Source organism: Gelidimonas diazotrophica, from assembly GCF_055694025.1.
The window spans coordinates 1,703,703-1,725,637 of sequence record NZ_CM146349.1; the positions used below are offsets into that span (position 1 = coordinate 1,703,703).

General features: G+C 53.6%; 24 protein-coding genes and 1 pseudogene. 11 read left to right on the forward strand and 14 right to left on the reverse strand.

All coding sequences use genetic code 11. The features are described 5' to 3' along the window. Positions 1-294: 294 nt before the first annotated feature. From KGFNPO_RS07870 to KGFNPO_RS07895, 6 genes are all read left to right on the forward strand, one after another. Positions 295-672 carry a hypothetical protein gene (locus KGFNPO_RS07870; RefSeq protein ID WP_472634205.1) on the forward strand — a complete coding sequence of 126 codons (378 nt, stop codon included), beginning with the start codon at positions 295-297 and terminating at the stop codon, positions 670-672. A gap of 222 nt (positions 673-894) precedes the next feature. Further along, a complete protein-coding gene (locus KGFNPO_RS07875; protein ID WP_472634207.1) occupies positions 895-1,053 on the forward strand; it encodes a hypothetical protein in 159 nt (52 codons plus the stop codon). A gap of 111 nt (positions 1,054-1,164) precedes the next feature. Further along, positions 1,165-1,290, forward strand: coding sequence for a hypothetical protein (locus tag KGFNPO_RS07880; RefSeq protein WP_472634208.1), 126 nt, complete (start codon positions 1,165-1,167; stop codon positions 1,288-1,290). A 213-nt stretch (positions 1,291-1,503) separates the two neighbouring features. Continuing rightward, a complete protein-coding gene (locus KGFNPO_RS07885) occupies positions 1,504-2,676 on the forward strand; it encodes a dsDNA nuclease domain-containing protein (RefSeq protein WP_472634209.1) in 1,173 nt (390 codons plus the stop codon). Further along, complete coding sequence (locus KGFNPO_RS07890) at positions 2,673-3,152, forward strand: hypothetical protein (RefSeq protein ID WP_472634210.1); 480 nt, start codon at positions 2,673-2,675, stop codon at positions 3,150-3,152. The genes KGFNPO_RS07885 and KGFNPO_RS07890 overlap by 4 nt, the downstream gene beginning before the upstream one ends. Then, positions 3,149-4,912, forward strand: coding sequence for a hypothetical protein (locus KGFNPO_RS07895; RefSeq protein WP_472634211.1), 1,764 nt, complete (start codon positions 3,149-3,151; stop codon positions 4,910-4,912). The genes KGFNPO_RS07890 and KGFNPO_RS07895 overlap by 4 nt, the downstream gene beginning before the upstream one ends. 6 nt (positions 4,913-4,918) lie before the next feature. Here the strand turns inward: KGFNPO_RS07895 and KGFNPO_RS07900 are convergent, their stop codons facing one another. Then, positions 4,919-5,221 carry a DCL family protein gene (locus KGFNPO_RS07900; RefSeq protein WP_472634212.1) on the reverse strand — a complete coding sequence of 101 codons (303 nt, stop codon included), beginning with the start codon at positions 5,219-5,221 and terminating at the stop codon, positions 4,919-4,921. Positions 5,222-5,520: 299 nt separating this feature from the next. Here KGFNPO_RS07900 and KGFNPO_RS07905 point away from each other — a divergent pair. Then, a pseudogene (locus tag KGFNPO_RS07905) lies at positions 5,521-6,022 on the forward strand (DUF1016 N-terminal domain-containing protein); the annotation flags it as partial. A 273-nt stretch (positions 6,023-6,295) separates the two neighbouring features. Here KGFNPO_RS07905 and KGFNPO_RS07910 read toward each other — a convergent pair. The 13 genes from KGFNPO_RS07910 to KGFNPO_RS07970 form a co-directional block, all read right to left on the reverse strand. Then, complete coding sequence (locus KGFNPO_RS07910) at positions 6,296-6,589, reverse strand: ferredoxin family protein (RefSeq protein ID WP_472634213.1); 294 nt, start codon at positions 6,587-6,589, stop codon at positions 6,296-6,298. Beyond that, positions 6,586-7,884 (reverse strand): FAD-dependent oxidoreductase, encoded by a 1,299-nt coding sequence (locus KGFNPO_RS07915; protein WP_472634214.1) that lies wholly within the window; start codon positions 7,882-7,884, stop codon positions 6,586-6,588. Before KGFNPO_RS07915 ends, KGFNPO_RS07910 begins: the two co-directional genes overlap by 4 nt. A gap of 22 nt (positions 7,885-7,906) precedes the next feature. Next, positions 7,907-8,998 carry an electron transfer flavoprotein subunit alpha/FixB family protein gene (locus KGFNPO_RS07920; protein WP_472634215.1) on the reverse strand — a complete coding sequence of 364 codons (1,092 nt, stop codon included), beginning with the start codon at positions 8,996-8,998 and terminating at the stop codon, positions 7,907-7,909. 56 nt (positions 8,999-9,054) lie between these two features. Continuing rightward, positions 9,055-9,900 (reverse strand): electron transfer flavoprotein subunit beta/FixA family protein, encoded by an 846-nt coding sequence (locus KGFNPO_RS07925; RefSeq protein ID WP_472634216.1) that lies wholly within the window; start codon positions 9,898-9,900, stop codon positions 9,055-9,057. 125 nt (positions 9,901-10,025) lie between these two features. Then, positions 10,026-10,355 (reverse strand): nitrogenase stabilizing/protective protein NifW, encoded by a 330-nt coding sequence (gene nifW, locus KGFNPO_RS07930; protein ID WP_472634217.1) that lies wholly within the window; start codon positions 10,353-10,355, stop codon positions 10,026-10,028. Positions 10,356-10,395: 40 nt separating this feature from the next. Continuing rightward, positions 10,396-11,526, reverse strand: a complete 1,131-nt coding sequence (gene nifV / locus KGFNPO_RS07935) for a homocitrate synthase (RefSeq protein ID WP_472634218.1) — start codon at positions 11,524-11,526, stop codon at positions 10,396-10,398. A 421-nt stretch (positions 11,527-11,947) separates the two neighbouring features. Further along, positions 11,948-12,286, reverse strand: coding sequence for an ISC system 2Fe-2S type ferredoxin (fdx, locus tag KGFNPO_RS07940; RefSeq protein ID WP_472634219.1), 339 nt, complete (start codon positions 12,284-12,286; stop codon positions 11,948-11,950). 6 nt (positions 12,287-12,292) lie between these two features. Next, entirely contained in the window at positions 12,293-14,218 is a 1,926-nt protein-coding gene (gene hscA / locus KGFNPO_RS07945; protein ID WP_472634418.1) for a Fe-S protein assembly chaperone HscA, read from the reverse strand. 257 nt (positions 14,219-14,475) lie between these two features. After that, complete coding sequence (gene iscA / locus KGFNPO_RS07950) at positions 14,476-14,796, reverse strand: iron-sulfur cluster assembly protein IscA (protein ID WP_472634220.1); 321 nt, start codon at positions 14,794-14,796, stop codon at positions 14,476-14,478. A 22-nt stretch (positions 14,797-14,818) separates the two neighbouring features. Next, entirely contained in the window at positions 14,819-15,175 is a 357-nt protein-coding gene (gene erpA / locus KGFNPO_RS07955) for an iron-sulfur cluster insertion protein ErpA (RefSeq protein ID WP_472634221.1), read from the reverse strand. Continuing rightward, the gene (gene iscU, locus KGFNPO_RS07960) at positions 15,176-15,607 is read right to left on the reverse strand and encodes a Fe-S cluster assembly scaffold IscU (protein WP_472634222.1); all 432 of its coding nucleotides are present in this window, start codon (positions 15,605-15,607) and stop codon (positions 15,176-15,178) included. A 49-nt stretch (positions 15,608-15,656) separates the two neighbouring features. Beyond that, positions 15,657-16,868 (reverse strand): IscS subfamily cysteine desulfurase, encoded by a 1,212-nt coding sequence (locus KGFNPO_RS07965; RefSeq protein ID WP_472634419.1) that lies wholly within the window; start codon positions 16,866-16,868, stop codon positions 15,657-15,659. Positions 16,869-17,268: 400 nt separating this feature from the next. Further along, positions 17,269-17,703, reverse strand: a complete 435-nt coding sequence (locus tag KGFNPO_RS07970; RefSeq protein ID WP_472634223.1) for a MarR family winged helix-turn-helix transcriptional regulator — start codon at positions 17,701-17,703, stop codon at positions 17,269-17,271. A gap of 446 nt (positions 17,704-18,149) precedes the next feature. Here KGFNPO_RS07970 and KGFNPO_RS07975 point away from each other — a divergent pair, with 446 nt between their 5' ends. The 4 genes from KGFNPO_RS07975 (at position 18,150) to KGFNPO_RS07990 (ending at position 21,933) form a co-directional block, all read left to right on the forward strand. Beyond that, entirely contained in the window at positions 18,150-18,770 is a 621-nt protein-coding gene (locus KGFNPO_RS07975; RefSeq protein WP_472634224.1) for a Yip1 family protein, read from the forward strand. A 229-nt stretch (positions 18,771-18,999) separates the two neighbouring features. Then, entirely contained in the window at positions 19,000-20,670 is a 1,671-nt protein-coding gene (locus KGFNPO_RS07980) for a cbb3-type cytochrome c oxidase subunit I (protein WP_472634225.1), read from the forward strand. A gap of 2 nt (positions 20,671-20,672) precedes the next feature. After that, a complete protein-coding gene (locus tag KGFNPO_RS07985; protein WP_472634226.1) occupies positions 20,673-21,266 on the forward strand; it encodes a cbb3-type cytochrome c oxidase subunit II in 594 nt (197 codons plus the stop codon). A gap of 70 nt (positions 21,267-21,336) precedes the next feature. Then, positions 21,337-21,933: a c-type cytochrome gene (locus tag KGFNPO_RS07990; RefSeq protein ID WP_472634227.1), complete on the forward strand. Its 597-nt coding sequence runs from the start codon at positions 21,337-21,339 to the stop codon at positions 21,931-21,933. Positions 21,934-21,935: the final 2 nt, after the last annotated feature.

A 21,935-nucleotide genomic window follows, 5' to 3' on the forward strand; every position in this document is an offset into this window, starting at 1 on the left:
CGCGCATGCTGCGATGCGCCCTTTCTCTTTCCCTATTTCCTGTTGGACAGCCTGTTGCAGGACGATATTCTCTATGGCGATGCCACAACGTGAGAGTGGGGAAACGGCGACACACGCGCCAGGAACACAGTATGCCGCTCACCCAGCGGCGGTGTTGCAGTGCTCCGGCCCGGAAGGAGAGGCGTGCGCAAACATCATTCCCGTATACTCCGGATTGCGTTACATTCCACCCCGGCTATGGTGGCTGGCAGCAGCCATTTCCCAGCCGACCGTCAACCATCCACAGGAGTTTTCATGAAAATTTTATCCATCGCGTTCGTTGGGCTTATTAGCACCCTCGGGCTGGCTTCGTTCAGTGCATCCGCAGCAGAACCCAAACTAAAGACCGTCGCTGCCCTGAACCAGAACAAGGCGACCCTCGCCGGCCAGACAATCAAAGCCCAGGGCAAGGTGGTGAAGGTCAACAACGGCATCATGGGACGCAACTTTGTTCATGTGCAGGATGGCACCGGCGATGCCAGCAGCAACAACCTGATCGTCACCAGCAAGCAAACCGCCAATGTCGGTGACCAGGTCACAATTTCCGGCGTGGTGGCAGTGAATCGGGACTTTGGCAGCGGCTACAGCTACCCGCTGCTGATTGAAGAAGCCAGCATCGCTGCCAAGAAGTAAGGGTATGCGGTTGGCGATTTGCCGTTGATTGGGGCGGCGATCGATTAAAGTTTGTGCGCGCGACAGGCTGGCATCCTGCCGTAGCGTTCACTTTCGATTGATAAATGGAATCAGCTTTCATATCATTAAACATACTGATAATTGTATTTTTAAAGATTGATGAATATATTGCGGAATCCTTGCCGTTTTATCGCATACCCCTGCATTTTTATCGAATGCAGAGTGGTCAATGCGGATCTAAAATGGGGCCGGCTCTGGGCATTGTTCGCTGTGTTGCTGCTGCTTGAGACTGCCCTGCGGGCAACCGGCGATCGCATGACCCTGGGTGTCGACGGACTCGGCGTCCAGACCCAAGCCTGCCGCGCCTGGAGTACCGATTAGGCCCGACGGCCAAAGGGCAGTTCTAAGAATCCGTATTTCATCCTAACCACTGCGTTGGGGGGATTCCGGACGTCCGGCATCTGGTGTTGATGTTGGGTAATAATTTTTTAAATGGAAATTCGTATTCGTGTTGGCGATTCGAACGTCGGCTTCAGACTGACAGCTGTCATTCAGGTTGAAGTGGTGACTGCCAGCAATCGCTATACCGACTGGTCGAAGATCGACCTTAAGTTCTGAAGCTGCCTCCGCACTGTTGCTAAGCGAATATTTATCACATACACTGAAAAAATTGCCCTGCGGTTATGTTGTAAGCCTGCTATTTTTGTTACTGACGCATAAGTCAGCCAAGATTTGATGAGTCGGCGAACCTTACGGTCCACCGGGCAGAATGTAAGCTGTGCTTACTGATTCCTTTCTCGCCCCGGCGGCTAAATTCCAAGAAAAATAAATATGACAAACCTTGGCGATGTTCTAACAAGAGAGAATGCTGGTCGGCAAACGATCAGCCGTTTTCAAATGCAATTTCGCGCGGCAAGCTATGCATGTTTGCAGATTTTAGAAAACAAAGAAATCGACAGGGTTTATTGCGATTATCATGACGATTTCGTTGTTCGCCATAAGTCAGGTGAAAAATTTCACTTCCATTTTTACCAAGTTAAAACACACGGTAAAGCTAATCATCTTTGGAGCGTACTAGAAGTACTCGGCATAAAGAAAACTAAATTTAAAATTGACGCGGTTGCTTTAAAAAAAATTAAAGATAGTTTTCTTGGTAAAATGTTTTTACACACAATCAATTTCAAAGACTCGTGCCAAGCAATAACATTTTTGACGAACGTCCAAATCAATGATGACATCGTGGACCTGTTGGATGATAGGCCATCTGAAACATATAAAAATAAATACCTTACCTTGCTGTTTGAAAACTTCAGAGAAGTATTTGAATTGGACTCGTGCTATACAGACTCAAACATTAAGGAAAACATCCGTAAACTCAAATTTGAGCCCGGAATAAGATACCTCAATCCGGAGGGCAATGAGTTTTTTACAAAGGCTCGAGAAGCAATTTATAACTACAGCGAAATAGATATCATCCACACTGAGATGGAAGAAATTATAGAGAGCTTAGTTACATTGATTGAGAAAAAATCGTTCGTACGGATTAGCGGAAAAATATCTGCTCAGGAACTGGATGAAAAAGCCGGTGTGGGAATCGATAATCTGCTGGACATACTCGCAATATCAAAAAGCGGATACTTCATTTTGATAAATGGCGGCGATAAGAAAGCGCTGAAAAGCGCATCTATTATTCAGCGCCGACTTATAGAAGCCGGCGCCACATCTGAAATGATCGAATACGCAACCCGTCAAAAAGTTGAATGGGATATTTGGCTTCGAGAAAAACGGCACACCATTCCAGAATTTGATATAAATTTTTTGTTGCAGGCACTTCTCAACATTCAAATCAGATGGACGAAAACAAACGGTTCATTTGAAAGCTTGTATACTGAAATATCCGAGTATTTATCTAACCTAAAAGAAACCATACTTAAAGAAAATCTTACAAAAGATTTGCTTCTCGGTGGAGTACTTTCTTTGCTTGTTTTGAGCGGAGCCTTATGAATTTCGATGATTTTTTCCGTAAGGCGAATGAGCTAGATGTAAAAGTTAAGTTCAATGATGGAGAAAATAAAATACAGCCATTGTTAAGTAATGAAGCACTTTTTCATCTACCTTTTTTAGCTATGACTGTCCTGTTACTATCCAAAGGAAAACGCAAACCTATATCTAGTGAACTTGGGCAAATAGTTGGTGAGTGTCTTGAAAAAACTCTTAGCGGCTTTAAAGGGTCCTCTCAACATTTGGAATGGTCTGCAAATTTAAGAATTAGAACTATTAGAGCTCTTACTTACTTGGAGATGGCTCATCTCGTTTTGGTAGACAAAAATACGAAAATTATTTCTGCCACTATGCTGGGTAAGCAGGTAATCGAAAAAGCCACAAATAGTACTAGCAATTTATCTGTGACATTAAGCTATATCGAACGAAATTTTCGTAATTTTTGTACTGAGAAACAAATCTTAATGGAGTTAAGGTGAAGCTTATATCGCTACAATTTTTAGCCCGCGGAACTAATGGTTGGGAATCGCCGGTCTTAATATTTGGAGATGATGTTACATCGCTGTTTGCCTTGAATGGAAGTGGAAAATCTCCTTTGATTCAAGGTCTCGCTTTTTGTTTAGGATTTCCAATTACGTTTAGACAAGACATAGCCGGAAAATGTGAATCCATCGATCTAAAAATCCAAAGCAATGGAGTAACACTTACTCTAAATAGAGAAATTTCTAAACAAATACTTGTTACCGTCAAAACAGAAAACGCAAAGGAAATTAAATTTGTTAACGAACTAGATTATTCAAATTTTCTGTTTGAAAAATTCGATCTAAATGCTGCCAGCCTTGTGGGCTTAAACAAGCTGCCGACTCAGCCATACATGGCAAGTATTCTTCCGATTTTTTACTTAGTTCAAGATCACGGCTATTCCGATCTTTACAGGCCTAAACAAAGCTTTATACAAGATCAATTTTGCGAGATGGTTCGCTTCATTTTTTCACTAACCCCTAAAAATTCGTACGATCAAAAAAAAGAATTGCTACGATTAAAGCAACTGTTGGACTCCAAGGACTTACGAATAGTTGCGTTACAAAAATTAATTTCAGATACGCAAGATCAAGTTCTACAGAAAGACAAAATTCCAAGCATGTTTGTTAGCGAAATCGATTCGCGTAAACTTAAATTGCAAGAGCTAAAAAGCAGCAACAACTATCAGGGCTACGTTCGATCGGCTATTGATGATCTTATTCTACAGAAGGAAGAAGATAGCAAAAATCTTACAAAGGAAATTTTGGAGCTTAGGACTCGCATCAATGGCATCGAAAGGATTAAAAGCGAGATTGAGACAGAAATTGACACTATGGGTTTGAATGAAGAATCCAAACGTATTTTTGATTCATTTAGCGATATATGCCGCAATACTGATTGCGGGCTGTTTGCAGGAAGTTCAGTAAGCTATGCTAAAAATTTACTTTACCTTCGGGATCAAATTAAAGATTTAGATAGAAATGGGCAATCTGCGATTGTTCGAGTCGCGGAGCTCGTGAGATCAGTAAGCGAAAAAAATCTGGAAGTTAAAGAGTTACTTGCACGGCTTGAACATAACTCAAAGTCAAATGACATAGGAGGTTTGGTAGATATCATTGGGCGCTTGACGCAGGAAATATTTGATCTTGAGAGAGATCGTAAGCTGGCAGAGATTTTAGCTATACAAAAAAGTGCTTATTTCGATTCAATGACTGAAAGATCTAGTATTCAAGATGCGATCAGCGTATTAGGCTCTTCATCTCAAACAGATATATCTTTCATGCTGTTGCGTCAAAATCTCAAAAAACTTGTGGTGAAGTGGCTTGAAATATTAAAGACCAATAACGTTTCGATGAATATTGAGATTGATTCAAATATGAAATTTTTATTTGGAGGTGAGGCTTTTGACGCTATTACTGGTAGTACTAAAATCAGATTGATACTAGGAATCCACGCCGCTTTATTTGAACTATACCTTGCAGAACCAAAGCGTCCTTTTCGTTTCTTCATTTTAGACACTCCGAAACAACAGGAATTGCATATGGTTGATCTGATTCCATACATTGCAGAATTAAAACGCATTTCGCACCGTGATGACGGTCAAATTTTATTTTCTTCTACAGAGTACCGATATCCGACTGATTCAGATGATGCGGAGTGGCTCCCGCAATATGACGGTCCAGATCATTCCATGTATCTGGGTGCTTTATCTTCATAGGCAACATCAATTCGCTGCATTTAGACATTTAACCCAACTTATATCAATATCAGTCCCATCAATGCGATGCAAATACAGACATTTATTCCTAAATTCGTCTAAGCGAACTTGAATGGAATGAATGCCAACACCATATTTTTCATCATAGCTCGGATGATATTTAAAGAGTTCTCGACATAGATTTTCATCCACACCATTCAAAAATGACTCTACTGCGTATGTGGAAATAAGTTGCCGGACTCTTTCTATAGCAGCCTTTTTTGTGGCAAATTTTTCTGTTCCCAATGTCAAAGGAATTGATTTCGCCATGATGCATGTCTCCAAGGTAAAAAGTGTCTGAGTTTTGAAATTTATTCCAAGATAAACGCCATTTTATCGCAGCCTTTCGTAATTAAGTATTCGCATTAAAGTTGCTACTATTCTTCGAAGAATAATCGGGGACAGACCACGGTTTTTATCTCCTTATAACAATTCTTCCGTCATCGACTCGGTCGGCTTTCGCGCTCGGCCGAATTTTACTGGAATTACCCGCAACCGATGGTAAGAGCGCCGTAGATACTCTTCGAGCCGCAAGCCGTGGACGTGGTGCGCATTGCCGAGGACCGAGAATGAGCGAGAAACCAAACATCCCAGCAGCACTAATCGAGCCCCCGAACGGCTACGTCGTTTGGCTGGCCGAGCTGAAAACCCGTATCCACACCGCGCAGCGCTGCGGTGAACCGCGAGCTGGTGTTGCTGTACTGGCAGATCGGGCGCGACATTTTGGACAGGCAAGCCAAACAGGGTTGGGGCGCCAAAGTGATCGAGCGGCTGGCGCATGACCTGCGCACGGCCTTCCCGGACATGAAGGGATTTTTCCGTGCCAACCTGATGTATATGCGCGCCTTTGCCGGGGCTTGGCCCGATTCTGAAATTGTCCAACAGGCTGTTGGACAATTGCCATGGGGTCATAATCTGGTGCTGCTCACCCGACTGAAAGACCGGGCAAGGCGCCTGGCCTATGCGCAACGCGCGATCCAGCATGGCTGGTCGCGCAATGTGCTGAATATCCATATTGAAACCCGGCTGCTGGAACGGGAAGGCAAGGCCGTCACCAACTTTGAAGCACGTAGGGCGGATGAGTGAAGCGTTATCCACCGCAGGATAGCGCGCGATAGGCCTGCGGCCCGGCGGTCACATTCACTTTTGATTGATAAATGGTATCAACGGGAATCGGCGCTTTCATCCCGTGCTATCACAAAATATACTGATAATTGTATTTTTAAATATCAAGAAAAATAATGCGTATTACCCCTTGTTTTTATGCATACCCCTGCATTTTTTATGGAATGCAGGGTTGTTCATCGAACCTATGCGATTGCCAAATCAAGCGAACCTGCCAAATCAGCCAAACTTGAACAGGATGCCGTACCCGCCACGCGGATATTCCCAGGCCACGTTGCGATGCTCATCGCAAATGATCCGGCAAGTCCCGCACTCCATGCATCCATCCGAAATCAGCACCACGCGGCCGTTACCTTCGACCGTGTAGCAGCCTGCCGGGCAGCACACCGTGCATTGCTGGTCTGCGCATTCGTTGGTGCAGACATCGGCGTTCTTGATCTCGATATGCGGGTGCCCGGTATCGACGCGGTAGCGGTTCTGGAACAGCTTTTCTTCGACTTTAACGGTGCTCATTCGAACGCCCTCCATAGTTTGTACGCATCGCCCATCAGCCCGAACAGCGAACGCTTGCGGGCGAAATTGCTGCGAATCATTTTTTCCTTGGTCTTCTTGTCGACCCCGTCGACCTTGATCAGCTCGTGCACCGCCTGGTTGAGCAGCTCCGGATAGGTATTGAAAAAGTACGGATTCGAATGGAATACGCTCGACAGGTTCTTGTATTTCTTCAAGTCCTTCAGGACGAACGATTGGTCCAGATTCTTGCGGTATTGCGCCAGATGCTTGTCATCCAGCGGCTTGCCGGCCGCCTTCAGTTCGATCACCATTTCCGCCGCCATGCGGCCGGTTGTCATCGCCAGATTCGAGCCTTCGCGATGCACCGCGTTGACGAACATGCCGGAGTCGCCGACGATCATCCAGCCGTCGCCGTAGATTTTCGGCACCGCGTTGTAGCCGCCTTCGGGGATCAGATGCGCGCTGTATTCCTTCATTTCGCCGCCGTCGATCAGCGGCTTGATCGACGGATGCTGCTTCATCTGCTCGAGCAACTGGAACGGCGTGATTTTTTGCTTCTTGAAATCCGACAGCATGCAGCCGACGCCGATGGTCAGCGATTCCTTGTTGGTGTACAGGAAGCCGGTGCCCATCATGCCCTTGGTGATCTTGCCCGCCAATTCGATCACGACGCCGGACTCGCCGGAGACGTTGAAGCGGCTCTCGATGGTTTCCTGCGGCATGAAGTGGATTTCCTTGACCGCCAGCGCGACGTTTTTTGGCGTGATTTCAGGGTGGAATCCGGCCCTGGTCGCCAGCAGCGAATTGACGCCGTCGGCCAGGATCACGATGTCGGCGTAGACTTCGCCGCCTTCGCGGTCGGTCCGTACGCCGATCACGCGCTGGCCGTCCATCAGCAATTCCGACACCGTGGTTTCGCAAATCAGCAGCGCGCCGGCTTCCTGCACCTTTTGCGAAAACCACTTGTCGAACTGGGCGCGGATGATGGTGTAGCGGTTGTACGGCGGCTTGTTGAATTCGTCCGAGCGGTAATGGGTGCCGACGAAGGATTCATCATCCAGCACCCACATCCGCTGTTCGATCAGGTGCCGCTCCAGCGGCGCGTCGTCGCGGAAGTCTGGGATGATGCGCTCCAGCGCATCCGAGTACAGGATCGCGCCTTGCACATTCTTGGAGCCGGGCGATTCGCCGCGCTCCAGTTGCAGCACTTTCAAGCCGGCCTTGGCCAGCGTATAGGCGCAAGCGTTGCCGGCAGCGCCGGCACCGACGACGATCGCATCGAATTGTTCTTTCATGGTATCAATCTCCTGAAATTGCTTATCCAGCTTTGCGCGCCACCGCCAATTGCTGGCGGAATCCTTCGGTCAGCGCCGGCAGGATCGTCATTGCGTTGCCGACGATGCCGAAACTGGCGAACTGGAAGATCGGTGCGTTCGGATCGCTGTTGATGGCGATGATCACATCGGCGTCTTCCATGCCGACCCGGTGCTGGATCGCGCCCGAGATGCCGGCCGCGATGTACAGCTTCGGGCGTACCGTCTTGCCGCTTTGTCCGACCTGCCGCTCCGCCTCGATCCAGCCGGCCTGCACCACCGGGCGCGAGCCGCCGACCTCGGCGCCCAGTACCTTTGCCAGGTCCCATATCAGCTGGAAGTTCTCCATTTTTTTCATCCCGCGCCCGCCCGCCACGATGATGTCGGCAAACGGCAATTGCGGCTTGTCCTGGCGCGCGTCGGGAATGAATTCGAGCACCTTGGTGATGATGTCGGTTTCGATCATGCCCAGCGGATGCTCGACGATGCGACCGTTGCGCATCAAATCCTGCTCAGGCAAGGCCATCACGCGCGGCCGTACGGTCGCCATCTGCGGCCGGAAGTTCTTGGTGACGATGGTGCACAACAGGCTGCCGCCGAAAGTCGGCCGGGTCGCGGCCAGGCCATGGTTGTCCATGTCGATGTTCAGTTCGGTGCAGTCGGCGGTGAGCCCGGTCTGCAGCGTGGTGGCGACGCTGCCGGCCAGGTCGCGTCCCTGCACGGTGGCGCCCAGCAGCACGATCTCCGGCTGATAGGTGTTGACCAGATCGGTCAGGCCCCTGGTGAACGGGTCGTTGCGGTAACTGGCGAGGATAGGGTCGGCCATCAGGTAGCACAGGTCGGCGCCGTGGTGGAACGCCTGCTGGCAGAAGCCGCGGCTGGCTTCCCCGGGCGGGCCCAGCACGACGCCGGCAACTTCGACGCCGAGCGTGTCGGCCAGCTTGCGCGCCTCGCCCATCAGTTCCCACGACACCGGGTGGACTTCGCCCTGTTCGTGCTCGACGAAGACCCAGATGCCCTTGTAGGCTTTGAGCCGGTCGTCCAGCTCGTACTTGCCGCGGCCGGCGGGTTTTTTTGCGGGAGTTGCTTCGCTCATCGGATACCTCGCTTATTGAAAATTACGGAATTCACGACAGCGAATTCTGTCAGTTATTACATTGCCTGGTGCGCGATGCTGTCGCACAGTTTCGGATGCTGGGTATTCAGTTTTCCGAGCAGCGTGATGACGATGTCGCGCGGCGTGCTGCTTTGGGTTTCGATCATTTCAGCTGGTTTCGTATTCGGTTGCGGCGCGAACACCTTGCTGACCAGGGTCGGCGATCCCTTCAGTCCGATCTTATTGATGTCTTCGATGCCGGCGGCTTCCCGGCTCCAGATATTCAGCGGATAGCGGGCCGCGCGGAACATGTTTTCCATGGTGGCGAAACGCATTTCATTGGTGCCTTCGAGCATCGTCACCAGACACGGCAGCTTGGTTATCAGCAACTGAACTCCACCTTCGGCGCGCCGCTGCGCCTTGATGGTGCGCTGCTGCAGGTCGACTGCATCGACCGTCGATACATAGGTCAGCAACTGCATGCTCAGACGTTTGGCGATGCCGGGGCCGACTTGCGCGGTGTCGCCGTCGATGGTCTGCTTGCCGGCGAACACCAGGTCGACTTTCATGTCAGAGTCGATCTTGCGGATCGCCGCCGCCAGCGCGTACGAGGTGGCCAGCGTGTCGGCGCCGGCAAACGCGCGGTCGGTGACCAGAATCGCATCGTCGGCGCCAAACGAGATGCATTTGCGCAGTGCGGCTTCGGCCTGCGGCGGTCCCATCGACAGCACCGTTACCCGCCCGTGGTGCAAGTCTTTCAGGCGCAGCGCTTCCTCCAGCGAGAACAGGTCATACGGATTGACGATGGCCGGCACGCCCTGGCGCATGATGGTGTTGGTGACCGGGTGCACGCGGATTTGCGCGCTGTCCGGGACTTGCTTGATGCAGACGACGATGTGCATGGAATCCTCCTTAACCATCTCTAAATCAACCGTGCACTTTGTCGGCTTCGCTTGCCGTACTTGCGTACTGTCTGCGCTCGATGGACTATCTGCGCTTCGCGTTCACGATTGATGTAGAAATGGAATTAACGTGTTGTGCGCAATGAACTGCGCAAAGAATCGAGCGAAACGCTTTTGCTGTCGGCGTTCTGCAACACCTTGAACACCTTTTCCCTGGCAGGCGTGGAGCGCACGAAGTCGCCGTACGCTTGTGTCAGCAGTGCGCGCAAGCGCTTGAACATCTCAAGCTCGTCCAGCACCTCGAGTCCTTGTTCCTGGCGCATGTATTGATAGAAGCGTTTCAGAATATGCAGGCGGCTGACGTTGAGCACCGATTGCTCGTACGGTATGCCGAAGAAATCGAGGAACTCTTCGGCCGCTGAAAGTTGCGTGAGTCGTTGGACCAGGGTGTTCATTTTGTCTGACCTCCATGGATGGATATGTTGTGTTCAGGCTTCATGCCGGTAACGCCGGGCAGGCTGCGGTTTCGAGATAAAAGAAAGTCAGCTCGTCGGCGCCGGGCGCGCGTTTGGCGAACATCGCGTGGTTCCGGATCTTGTCGAGCATCCGAATGGCATCGCCGTTCGACAGCACGATGCCGAGCCTGGCGTACGCATCCTTGACCGCATGCGAACCCGAATGCTTGCCCAGCACGGTGCGGTGGGCGCGCCCCAGTTCGGACGGGCTGAAGCTTTCGTAGTTGGCCGGGTTTTTCAGCAGCCCGTCGACGTGAATCCCGGACTCGTGCGTAAACACCGCCTCGCCGACGATGCTCTTGTTGGCCGCCACCGGGCGGCCCGATGCCCTGGCCACCAGTTGCGATATCTGTTGCAGGCGGCGGGTGTCGATCGCCGTTTCGATCCCGTGCAGATGGCGCAGCGCCATCACCACTTCTTCCAGCGGCGCGTTGCCGGCGCGCTCGCCGAGTCCGTTGACGGTGGTGTTGGCGTGGGTGGCTCCGGCGCTGATGGCGGCCAGCGTGTTGGCGGTGGCCAGCCCGAGGTCGTTGTGGGTGTGAATTTCGATTTCGATATCGACCGCGCTGCGCAGTGCGCGGATGCGGTCGAAGGTGGTGAAAGGATCGAGCAGGCCCAGGGTGTCGGCGAAGCGGAAGCGGCGCGCGCCGGCCTGTTGCGCGGTTTCCACCACGCGCAGCAGGAAATCCATGTCGGCGCGCGAAGCATCTTCGCCGCCGAGGGCAACCTCCATGCCGAGGTCGAGCGCGCGCGGCACCATGGTGCGGATTTGCTCCAGTATCCAGTCGCGGTCGCGGCGCAGCTTGCACTCGATCTGGATATCGGACACCGGCAGTGACAGATTGGCGATGTCGATGTCGCAGCGTGCCGCAGCATCGATGTCGGATGCGCACATGCGGCCCCAGACCATCAGGGTGGTGTTCATCCCGAGTCCGGCGATCGCGCGGATCACGTCGATTTCCGCAGCACCCATCGCCGGCACGCCGATTTCCAGTTCCGGCACGCCGATGCGGTGCAGCGCCTGGGCGATGGCGATTTTTTCGTCGCTGGTGAAAGCAACTCCGGCGGTTTGCTCGCCATCGCGCAGTGTAGTGTCGTTGATCGTGACCATGGTGTCCGCCTGGCTGGTTGATCGAAATAATCCTGATAACCATGTTTAGCAAGTGATGTGCCAGCGCGCGGTGCATATGAAAATTTCTTTGTTTTCAATGGCTTATTGAATGTGTGCCGGGCTGTTGCGGGGCTTGTGCATGTGTCGGGTTTGTCGGATTTGCCACAATCTCATTCCGGTTTTGGCTGGAATGGTGGGTCCGGCACCAGAACGAGCGCTGGCTGGACGCGATCCGGCCGCGCCACTCTGCAACGTGAAAAATATGAGGGGTATGGCAAAAAATATATGCTTTACCGCATATATTAATTGCCATTTTATAAATACGGTATGGAGTACCGTAGATTGGGCTAACGCTTCATCAGACCAACATTCCGCGCACTGGGCTAAAAAATCTGGCCCCAGCTCCAACACTGCAGTCGGATCAGCCGTGTTCGCGCGCCAGATTGACCGTATACCGCGGCAGCGCAAGCACCAGGTCTTGGTCGCGCACCAGCACCTGGCAGGCCAGACGCGAGTGTGGCTCTGCGCCCCATGCACGGTCGAGCTGGTCTTCCTCGTCATCGCTGGCGGGCGGGAGCGCATCGAAGCCCTGTCGCACGATGACGTGGCAGGTCGCACAGGCGCAGGATTTTTCGCACGCATGCTCGAGCGCGATGCCGTTGCGCAGCAGCGCGTCGCACAGGAAGGTGCCGCTGCGCGCTTCAAACACCGCGCCGTCTGCGCACAGTTCGGGATGCGGTTGAATGGTGATTTTCGGCATGGTGATTTAGGTTGTCGAGATGCGATCTTCGAGCAGATCGACGCGTTGCCCGGTAAATGCACGGCGCACGCTGGCATCCATGCGCCGCGCGGCGAATTCCGCGGTTGCCGCATTGAGGGCATTGGTGGCCGTCTTCAGCGCCTTGATGCCGCCGTCGGCTGCATCAAAGCCAGTTTCGATGATGTCCGCAACCGTATAAATGCCGTGCGCAATGGCGGCCCGTTCGGGCGGCGACAGCAAGGCCTTGCCATCTTCGGCCAGCGCCGCTTCGGTGGCGTCGATCAGGCGCCGCGCATCCACCTGCGCTTCGCGCAGCATGCGCATCTGCATGTCGGTGTCGGCGCGCTCATAAGACTCCTTCAGCATCGCGGTAATGCGGGTATCGTCCAGCCCATACGATGGCTTGACCATCACCTGCGCCAGCACGCCGGTACTCTGCTCGCGCGCCGAAACGCTGAGCAGTCCGTCGGCGTCGATCTGGAAGGTCACGCGGATGCGCGCGGCGCCGGCCACCATCGGCGGAATGCCGCGCAACTCGAAGCGCGCCAGCGAGCGGCAGTCGGACACCAGTTCGCGTTCTCCTTGCAGCACGTGGACGCTCATCGCGGTCTGGCCGTCCTTGAAGGTGGTGAAATCCTGGGCGCGGGCGGACGGAATCGTGGCGTTGCGCGGGATGATCTTTTCTACCAGCCCGCCGATGGTTTCCAGTCCTAGCGACAGCGGACAGACGTCGAGCAGCAGCCAGCCGTCGTCCTTGCGGTTGCCGGCCAGTGCGTTGGCCTGCATCGCCGCGCCGAGCGCTACCACCTGGTCGGGATCGAGATCGGTCAATGGTTCCCGTTTGAAATAGTCGGCAACTGCAGTGCGCACCTGCGGCATCCGGGTCGAGCCGCCAACCAGCACCACGCCTTGCATTTCCTCGACCGACAAGCCGGCATCGCGCAGCGCGATGCGCATCGGCTTGAACGTGCGTGCGACCAGGTCGGCTGTCAAAGTGTCGAATATCGCGCGCGTCAGCGTCAGGTCGACCGCGCGGCCGTCGCTGAGAATGGCGGAGATCGGCGTCGAGGACGCTGCGCTCAGCTGCTGCTTCGCTGCGCGCGCCAGCGTGCGCAAGCTGCGCGCATCGTGTGCGCCAAGTGCGGATGGCAGTTTGGCGTTCTCGATGATCCAGGTATACACGCGCTGATCGAAGTCGTCGCCGCCGAGCGCAGAGTCGCCATTGGTCGCCAGTACTTCGAAGATGCCGCGTGACAGTTTCAAAATCGAGATGTCGAAGGTGCCGCCGCCGAGGTCGTAGATCGCGAAGATGCCTTCGGCCGCTTTGTCCAGCCCGTAGGCGATGGCGGCGGCGGTGGGTTCGTTCAGCAGGCGCAGCACATTTAGGCCGGCCAGTCGCGCCGCGTCCTTGGTGGCCTGGCGCTGGGCGTCGTCGAAATAGGCGGGTACGGTAATCACGGCGCCGGTCAGTTCGCCGCCGAGCGCGGCTTCGGCGCGGACGCGCAACGCGCGCAGGATGTCGGCCGAGACCTCGACCGGGCTCTTGATGCCGGCCGCAGTATCGATGTGCACCATGCCCTTTGTCTCGACCAGCGCGTAGGGCAGGCTGCCCATTGCGCTCATTGCTTTAATGTCGGCCAGGCTGCGGCCCATCATGCGCTTGACCGACGACAGCGTGTTGTGCGGGTCACTGCTCTGGCGGGCCTGCGCATCGTGGCCGACGATAGTCCCGCTGCCGGAGTCTGCTGACTTCAGATAGCGCACCACCGAAGGCAGCAGTGCGCGTTGCTCGGCGTCGCGAATCACAGCGGCAGTTCCGCTCAATACGCTCGCTACCAGCGAGTTGGTGGTGCCCAGGTCGATGCCCACAGCCAGCCGGTGCTGGTGCGGGGCGCTGCTCATGCCGGGTTCGGCGATTTGCAATAGCATGATCCTAGATTCCTTAGTTGACCGCTTGTTGATTTCGATAAGTTCATGAATTAATTGAAATTTCTTATGGTCAAATAGTTCACCGTTCGGGTGAGAGCGCTACAGGCGCGATTGCACGTTTTTCCGGCTCCCTGGCTTCGTTGTTCCTCCTGGCAGAATGCAGTCTGCGTCGTCGTCACGCCTAGCCAGAAAGCCGGAAAAACGCACACTCACACCTGTCCAACTGAGGAATCCAGGATGATGTTTTCCTCGAGGTTGCTCTAGATAGCGAAGCTCTCGCCGCAGCCGCACTGGTTCTTGACGTTTGGGTTGGTGAACTTGAAACCTTCATTCAAGCCTTCGCGCACGAAATCGACTTCGGTGCCGTCCAGGTAAACCAGGCTCTTGGGATCGACCAGCAGCGTGATGCCGTGGCTTTCAAAGCGCAGGTCGTCCTGGTCGGCGCTATCGGCAAATTCGATTGCGTACGCCATGCCGGAGCAGCCGCTGGTTTTGACGGCCAGGCGCAGTCCGATGCAGTCGCGCTTGGCGAGGAACGCATGCACGCGCTTGGCGGCATTTTCGGTGAGGGTGACATTCATTGCTCTCTCCTGCAGAAACGATTTACACGGAAAACGAGCTGCCGCAACCGCAGGTCGAGCTCGCACTGATGTTCTTGATCAGGAAGCGCGCGCCCTCCAGACTTTCTTCGTAATCGATCTCGGCACCGGCCAGGTATTGCATGCTGATGGCGTCGATCAGCACCGAAACGCCGTTCTTGTCGATCCGGAAATCGTCTTCGGCGACTGTCTCATCGAATGAAAAATCGTATTTGAAGCCGCTGCAGCCGCCGCCGCTGACCGCGATGCGCAGCTTCAGTGCGGCATTGCCGTCTTCGGCGATCAGTTGCGCGACCTTGGCAACGGCGATGTCGGAAAATGCTAGAGGTGTGGTGGATTCGGACATGGCGCGGTTCTCCATTTAGTGGGTAGACGACGGTGAAGGTACACAGACCGGGTACTCGGAGTCGGTGGCGGTGTGCTTGCTGCGGTAATCGGCGACCGCGGCCTTGATTGCATCCTCGGCCAGGATCGAGCAGTGAATTTTCACCGGCGGCAACGCCAGTTCTTCGGCAATCGCCGCATTGTCGATGGCCAGCGCCTGGTCCAGCGTCCTGCCCTTCAGCCATTCGGTGACCAGCGACGAGGACGCGATTGCCGAACCGCAGCCGTAGGTCTTGAACTTGGCATCCTCGATGACGCCGTCGCGGCCAACCTTGATCTGCAGTTTCATCACGTCGCCGCAAGCCGGCGCGCCGACCATGCCGGTCGCTACGCTGTCGTCGTCCTTCGGAAAGGTGCCGACGTTGCGCGGATTCTCGTAGTGGTCCAACAGTTTGTCGCTATATGCCATGCTGATCTCCATGCCCGTTGTCGGGCTTCCGGTTTGATAAAAGAACGCGTCAATGCGCGGCCCATTGCAGCGTGCTCAAGTCGATGCCTTCCTGGTACATGTCCCACAACGGCGACAGATCGCGCAGCTTGCCGACCTTTTGCTTGATCAGGTCGACGGTGAAATCGATTTCCAGGGCCGTGGTGTAGCGGCCCAGCGTAAAGCGGATCGAGCTGTGCGCCAGTTCGTCGGACCGCCCCAGCGCGCGCAGCACGTAAGACGGTTCCAGACTGGCCGAGGTGCAGGCCGAACCGCTCGATACCGCGATTTCCTTGATCGCCATCAGCAGCGATTCGCCTTCGACATAGTTGAAGCTGAGGTTCAGGTTGTGCGGCACGCGCTGTTCCAGGTCGCCGTTGACGAACACTTCCTCCAGATCAGAAAAACCGGCGTGCAGGCGGTCGCGCAGCATGCGGATGCGAGCGTTTTCGGCGCCCAAGCCGGTGCGCGCGAGTTCGAACGCTGCACCCATGCCGACGATCTGGTGCGTGGCCAGCGTGCCCGAGCGCAGACCCCGTTCATGGCCGCCGCCGTGCATCTGCGCCTCCAGCCGCACCCGTGGCTTGCGGCGCACATACAGCGCGCCGATGCCTTTCGGGCCATAGGTCTTGTGCGCTGAAAATGACATCAGGTCCACCGAGAGCCTGGCAAGGTCGATTTCCACCTTGCCGGTGGCCTGGGCTGCGTCCACGTGCAGCAGCACGCCGCGCGCGCGGCAGATGTCGCCGAGCGCCGCAATGTCCTGGATCACGCCGATCTCGTTGTTGACGAGCATGACGGAAGCCAGGATCGTGTCGGGCCGCAGCGCGGCTGTGAAGCGGTCGAGATTAAGCAAGCCGTTCGGCTCGACATCCAGATAGGTTACGGAGAAGCCTTGCCGCTCCAGCTCGCGCATGGTGTCCAGCACCGACTTGTGCTCGGTCTTGACCGTCACCAGGTGCTTACCTTTGCCCTGGTTGAAATAGGCGGCGCCCTTGAGCGCCAGATTGTTCGATTCGGTGGCGCCCGAGGTCCAGATGATTTCCTTCGGATCGGCATTCACAAGTGCCGCCACTTGCTCGCGCGCGACTTGCACCGCTTGCTCTGCATCCCAGCCGAATGAATGCGAGCGGCTGGCCGGATTGCCAAAGCACTGCGTCAGGTACGGAATCATTTTTGCGGCGACATGCGGGTCCACCGGTGTGGTAGCGGAGTAGTCCAGGTAGATCGGGAACGTGTGCATTGATGGCTCCGGCAGGCGAAAGGCGTTAGTGGATGGGAACGTCGCTTGATCGATATTCAGCAAGTTGCGTGCCAATCTGCCGGAGTGCGCGTAAGTCCTTGTATTGCCGGAGGAAAACCGCATGTCGCTGCGGTTGGCATGTAGAGGTCTTGTCGGGTTTGTATGTTTTCATACAAGCTCATGCGTCATATATCTACTTCACAGTTGCAAAGTCAAAAAGCAGACCGCCCCCGGGTAAATATTTGATCGGCGGGATGACTCAATATGCCATCGGCGCCAAAAAACGGAGTGAAAAATATCGCGTTTGCACGAAGTGCAGGCCCGTCTATGGCATTGCTAGCCGTAAGTGATTGCGATCGCCTGGATAATCGGTCTGGCGCAGCGTCAGTCGGACCGATTCCTAGCTGAATCGCTTCAGGATATTCTCGCTCGGAATTTTCAGCATGTGCTGCAGATCGACCAGTTGATCCCGGTGCAGCACGGCCAGTTGCCGCAATAGTTCTTCGCCCTTCGGCAGCAGATAGACCTCGACGCAGCGCCCATCATCACGGCCCGGACGGCGCGCTACCAGTGCCGCTTTTTCACAACGCGACGTTAGTGCGACGACACCGTGATGATGCGATTGCAGGCGCTCGGCCAGTTCGGCGATGGTTGCCCATTCTCGTCCCGGGTAACCCTTGACCTGCAATAACAGCAAATATTGAAGTGGAGTGATTCCACGGGTTTGCGAGATTTCTTCGCTGAAGCGTAGAAATCGTCGGAGTTGATATCGAAAATCCGCCAGCAATTCGTAATCCAGCTTGGAAAGAGCGTCGATAGGTAGGGGATTGGTCATCACGTGTTGGAAAGATGAATGAGATCAGAGTCGATCATAACCTTGGAAATCCGGATTGGCTTGCTTCTGTATCAACTTGACAATAGATGGATTGATCCGTCCACGACGAGAGAATTTTGAAATTTATATCACAACATGATATTATCATTGGTGCGGATAGGGTGTAAATAACGTTGCAAAGATGCTGTTTCACCAAGTGTGTGTGATTTGCGCTTATCACAATCCAACTATTCCTACAGGAAGAATGCACTGTCGGAATTTTGGTTGCGGTATTTTCCAATGAGGTGGCGTGGGTGTGGGTTACCAAGCAGAACCCAAAAATATAGATTAGACTTCGCTGCGTTTGTATCATACATTGATATAAATACCAGGTGCCTTGATCCGAATCATTTAAATTAATCAGAGCAATAAAAATTTTTATCAAAAATTTTTCGTGGTAGTGACGGTTGGTAAAGCGTAATCGAAGACTTTGTACGATAACCAAGGAGATTCTTAAAATGAGCCAGTCAAATTATTCAAAAATGCCATTTTCTTTCAATGATGGCTGGGACAAAGTCGGTGCCGTGCATCCTTCGGTGCTCAAAACTTTTTTACTACTGGTTTTACCTTTTTCGCTGATTCCGCCAGCGATGCTGCTGTATGCCGGTAGCCATCATGCGTCGGTATATTTAATGGATGCGGCGTTTTCGCGTTGGCAGGATGTAGCGCTGGTGTTCCTGATAGCAGAGTTATTTACGGTTCCGCTCATGGGTTGGATCATCAAGAACATAGCGTCAGTGCATAAATTGTCGGTTGATTTCAAGGATGCTTTCTTGCTTGCCGCGATTACCGGCGTGCCGATGTGGCTCTCCAGTTTAGGGTTGGCGATACCCAATTTGTGGGCAATGATCAGTGTCGTTATTCTCGGATTTTTGGCTGCAGTCAGCATGCTGTATTACGGCACCTTTAGAATTTTTAAAATGGACGAGCAGATCGAGGCGCAATCGATGAGCTTTGCAGCATTTGCCGTAGGCGGCATTGTGTGGGTATTGTTGTGCGCCTTTGTGGTGTTGCCGCTCATGAATTAAGAATGTTCCAGCGGTTGCGCAGTATTTAGTAGGAATACGCGTTTCCACCGTTGGTGGCATTATTCGCCGAACCAGGTCCCATTCACGCACTGCCATTACCTATAGTGCTTTCAGGATGGTCGGCCCGGTTCGGTTTTAACTTTATTTCTTGCATTAAATAAATCGCCAAAATCAGCATGGCGATGCTGTTTTCTTTTTTTTAATTTGTACATATTTCTTATTAAGTGCCATGGAAACAATAACAATATTGCTATTTTCTTTTGTTCTATCTGTAACCGGATTGTTTGTATTTATTTGGTCGTTGCGAAAAAAATTATTTGACGACAATCCGGCTGCCGCCAATGTGATTTTTTCAGAAGGAGAAATCGGCCAGGTTGAAGAGCCTGCGGCGACTTCGGAACAACGCGCCGGTTTACAGAAAACGGTCGACAGCACGCATCTGCCGCTGCCTGATTCTGGGCAAGCTGCAACGCTGAAACAAGAGTTGGAAGAACGGGTTCAGGCCGATCGATCGACGGCGTTCGTGACCTTTGTGTTCCTGTCATGCGCTGTGGTATGGCTGGTTTTGGCTTCAGTCGCCGGCTTGACCAGTTCGATAAAATTGCATGAGCCGGATTGGCTCACTGCGCAAGCCTGGCTCACCTTTGGCCGTCTGCGCACCATCCATCTGAACGCGGTTGCCTATGGCTGGGCGCCAATGGCGGGATTGGGTATTGCAATCTGGTTGTTGCCGCGGCTGCTGAAAACCAAGCTGATGGGCGGGCGCTTTGCGATGCTGGGCGTCATGCTCTGGAATACTGGCCTGATTGCCGGCCTGGGTTGTATCGCGGTGGGCTTGAATGATGGCCTGGAGTGGCTCGAAATTCCGTGGCAAGTCGATATTCTGCTGGTCATGGGCGGAGCGCTGGTTGCATTGCCACTGGTTTTTACCTTGCAAAATCGACGCGTAAAGCATCTCTATGTATCCGTCTGGTACATGGGCGCAGCATTGTTCTGGTTTCCCACTTTATTTTTGATCGGGAATATACCGGGCGTGCATTTCGGCGTGGAACAGGCGACCATGAACTGGTGGTTCGGTCATAACGTTCTGGGATTGTTTTACACTCCGCTGGCGCTGGCTTCTGTGTATTATTTCTTGCCAAAAATTATCGGTCGTCCAATACAGTCGTACAACTTGTCGCTGCTGGGTTTCTGGGCGCTGGCATTTTTTTACGGTCAGGTAGGCGGGCATCATTTGGTCGGCGGCCCGGTGCCCGGCTGGCTGATTACGCTATCGATTGTGCAAAGCATGATGATGATAGTGCCGGTCGTTTCGTTTTCAATCAACCAGCATCTGACCATGCGCGGTCATTTCAAAACGCTGATTTATTCGCCGACGCTACGCTTCATTGTGCTGGGCGGCATGATGTATACGCTGAGTTCGCTGCAAGGTTCGATAGAGGCGTTGCGCAGTGTCAGTACCGTTGCCCATTTCACCCATTTCACCGTGGCACATGCGCATCTGGGCTTGTATGGTTTCTTTTCGATGGTCATGTTTGGCGCAATTTATTTCGTAATGCCGCGCGTCATGTCGTGGGAGTGGCCATACCCGAAACTGATTTCACTGCATTTCTGGCTGGTCGTGGTCGGATTTGCGATTTACTTCGTCGGCCTGTCGATTGGCGGCTGGCTACAAGGATTGGCCATGCTGGACGCATCCAAGCCATTCATGGAGTCGGTGCGCGTGACGATCCCGTATTTGCAAAGTCGCTCGGTGGGCGGCGCGATCATGACGCTGGGGCATCTGGTGTTTGCATTCCATTTCGCGACCATGGCGCTACGTCATGGCCCGCAGCGCACCGGTGCTGCGCTGTTTCATAAACCGGCTGCAATGCCTGCTTCAACATTAGCCGGAGTCTGATCATGGAAAACGAAGTCAAACTCTTGAGCGGTGCAATGATAACGCTGGCATTGGCAACCACGACGCTGGTGGTGCTTCCCTTTTTACAACTATCGGATCTGAAACCTCTTGCCGGCCTGAATCCTTATACCTCGGCACAATTGCGCGGCCGCGATCAGTACATCAAGAACGGTTGCATTTATTGCCATTCGCAACAGCCGCGCGATAAATCCCAGGCACCGGATGCCCTGCGCGGCTGGGGCCGGGCGTCAGTTGCTGCCGATTATTACTACGACGCTCCGCATTTGCTCGGCACTGCGCGCACCGGCCCGGATCTGCTCAACATCGGCGCCCGGCAGCCGAGCGTGGATTGGCATCTTGGTCACCTGTATCAACCGCGCGCTTATGCAGAGGGCAGCATCATGCCGTCTTATCCTTATATGTTCGAGATCAAGGACAAGGCCGGAGCGGGCGAGAAGGTGGTGACATTGCCGCCTGCTTATGCGCCTCCGGGCAAGGTGGTTGTGGCCAGGCCGGAGGCACTGGATCTGGTGCAATATCTGATCGGTTTGGATCATACGTATCCGGTCTTCCCGGCTCCCGCCGGCAAGAAATAAAATAATATAAAAGCAAAAAGCAGGGCATAACAGCGATGCCTGTGAGTGGACTACATTTTGGAGTTTTAGCATGACAGACCGCGAGAAGAGAATTGAAGCGCAGCAAAGAGAGCAGCCTGATCCGTATGAAGGCAATCACCCGATTCCGCGCTTTATCATCGTAATGATTGCGCTCGTATTTAGCTGGGGTATTTATTATCTTGCGACTTCCAATTTGAGTGACCCGCCTGAGTTGGGCGATAACCGCACCATAGCCGATCTCACCGCGCAGACCGGAGCCAAAACTGGCCCCGTCGATGGAGCGCAGATTTACGCCGCGCAATGCGTTGCATGCCATCAGGCTAGCGGGACCGGCTTGCCCGGCGTCTTTCCGCCATTGGCCGCATCCGAATGGGTCGCTGGCAAGGAATCGGTAGCAGCGCAAATCCTGTTGCATGGCATATCCGGCAGCCTGACGGTCAAGGGTGCTGTCTACAACGGCCAAATGCCGGCCTTTCAGGATAAATTGAACGATGCAGAGATCGCTGCGGTATTGACCCACGTCCGTTCCAATTTCGGCAATGCCGCCGGCAAGGTGGATGCGGCGCTAGTGAAGACCGAGCGCGAAGCCGGTAAGGATCGCAAACAACCGTGGAATGGCGATGATGAATTGGGCAAGCTAAAGTAGTG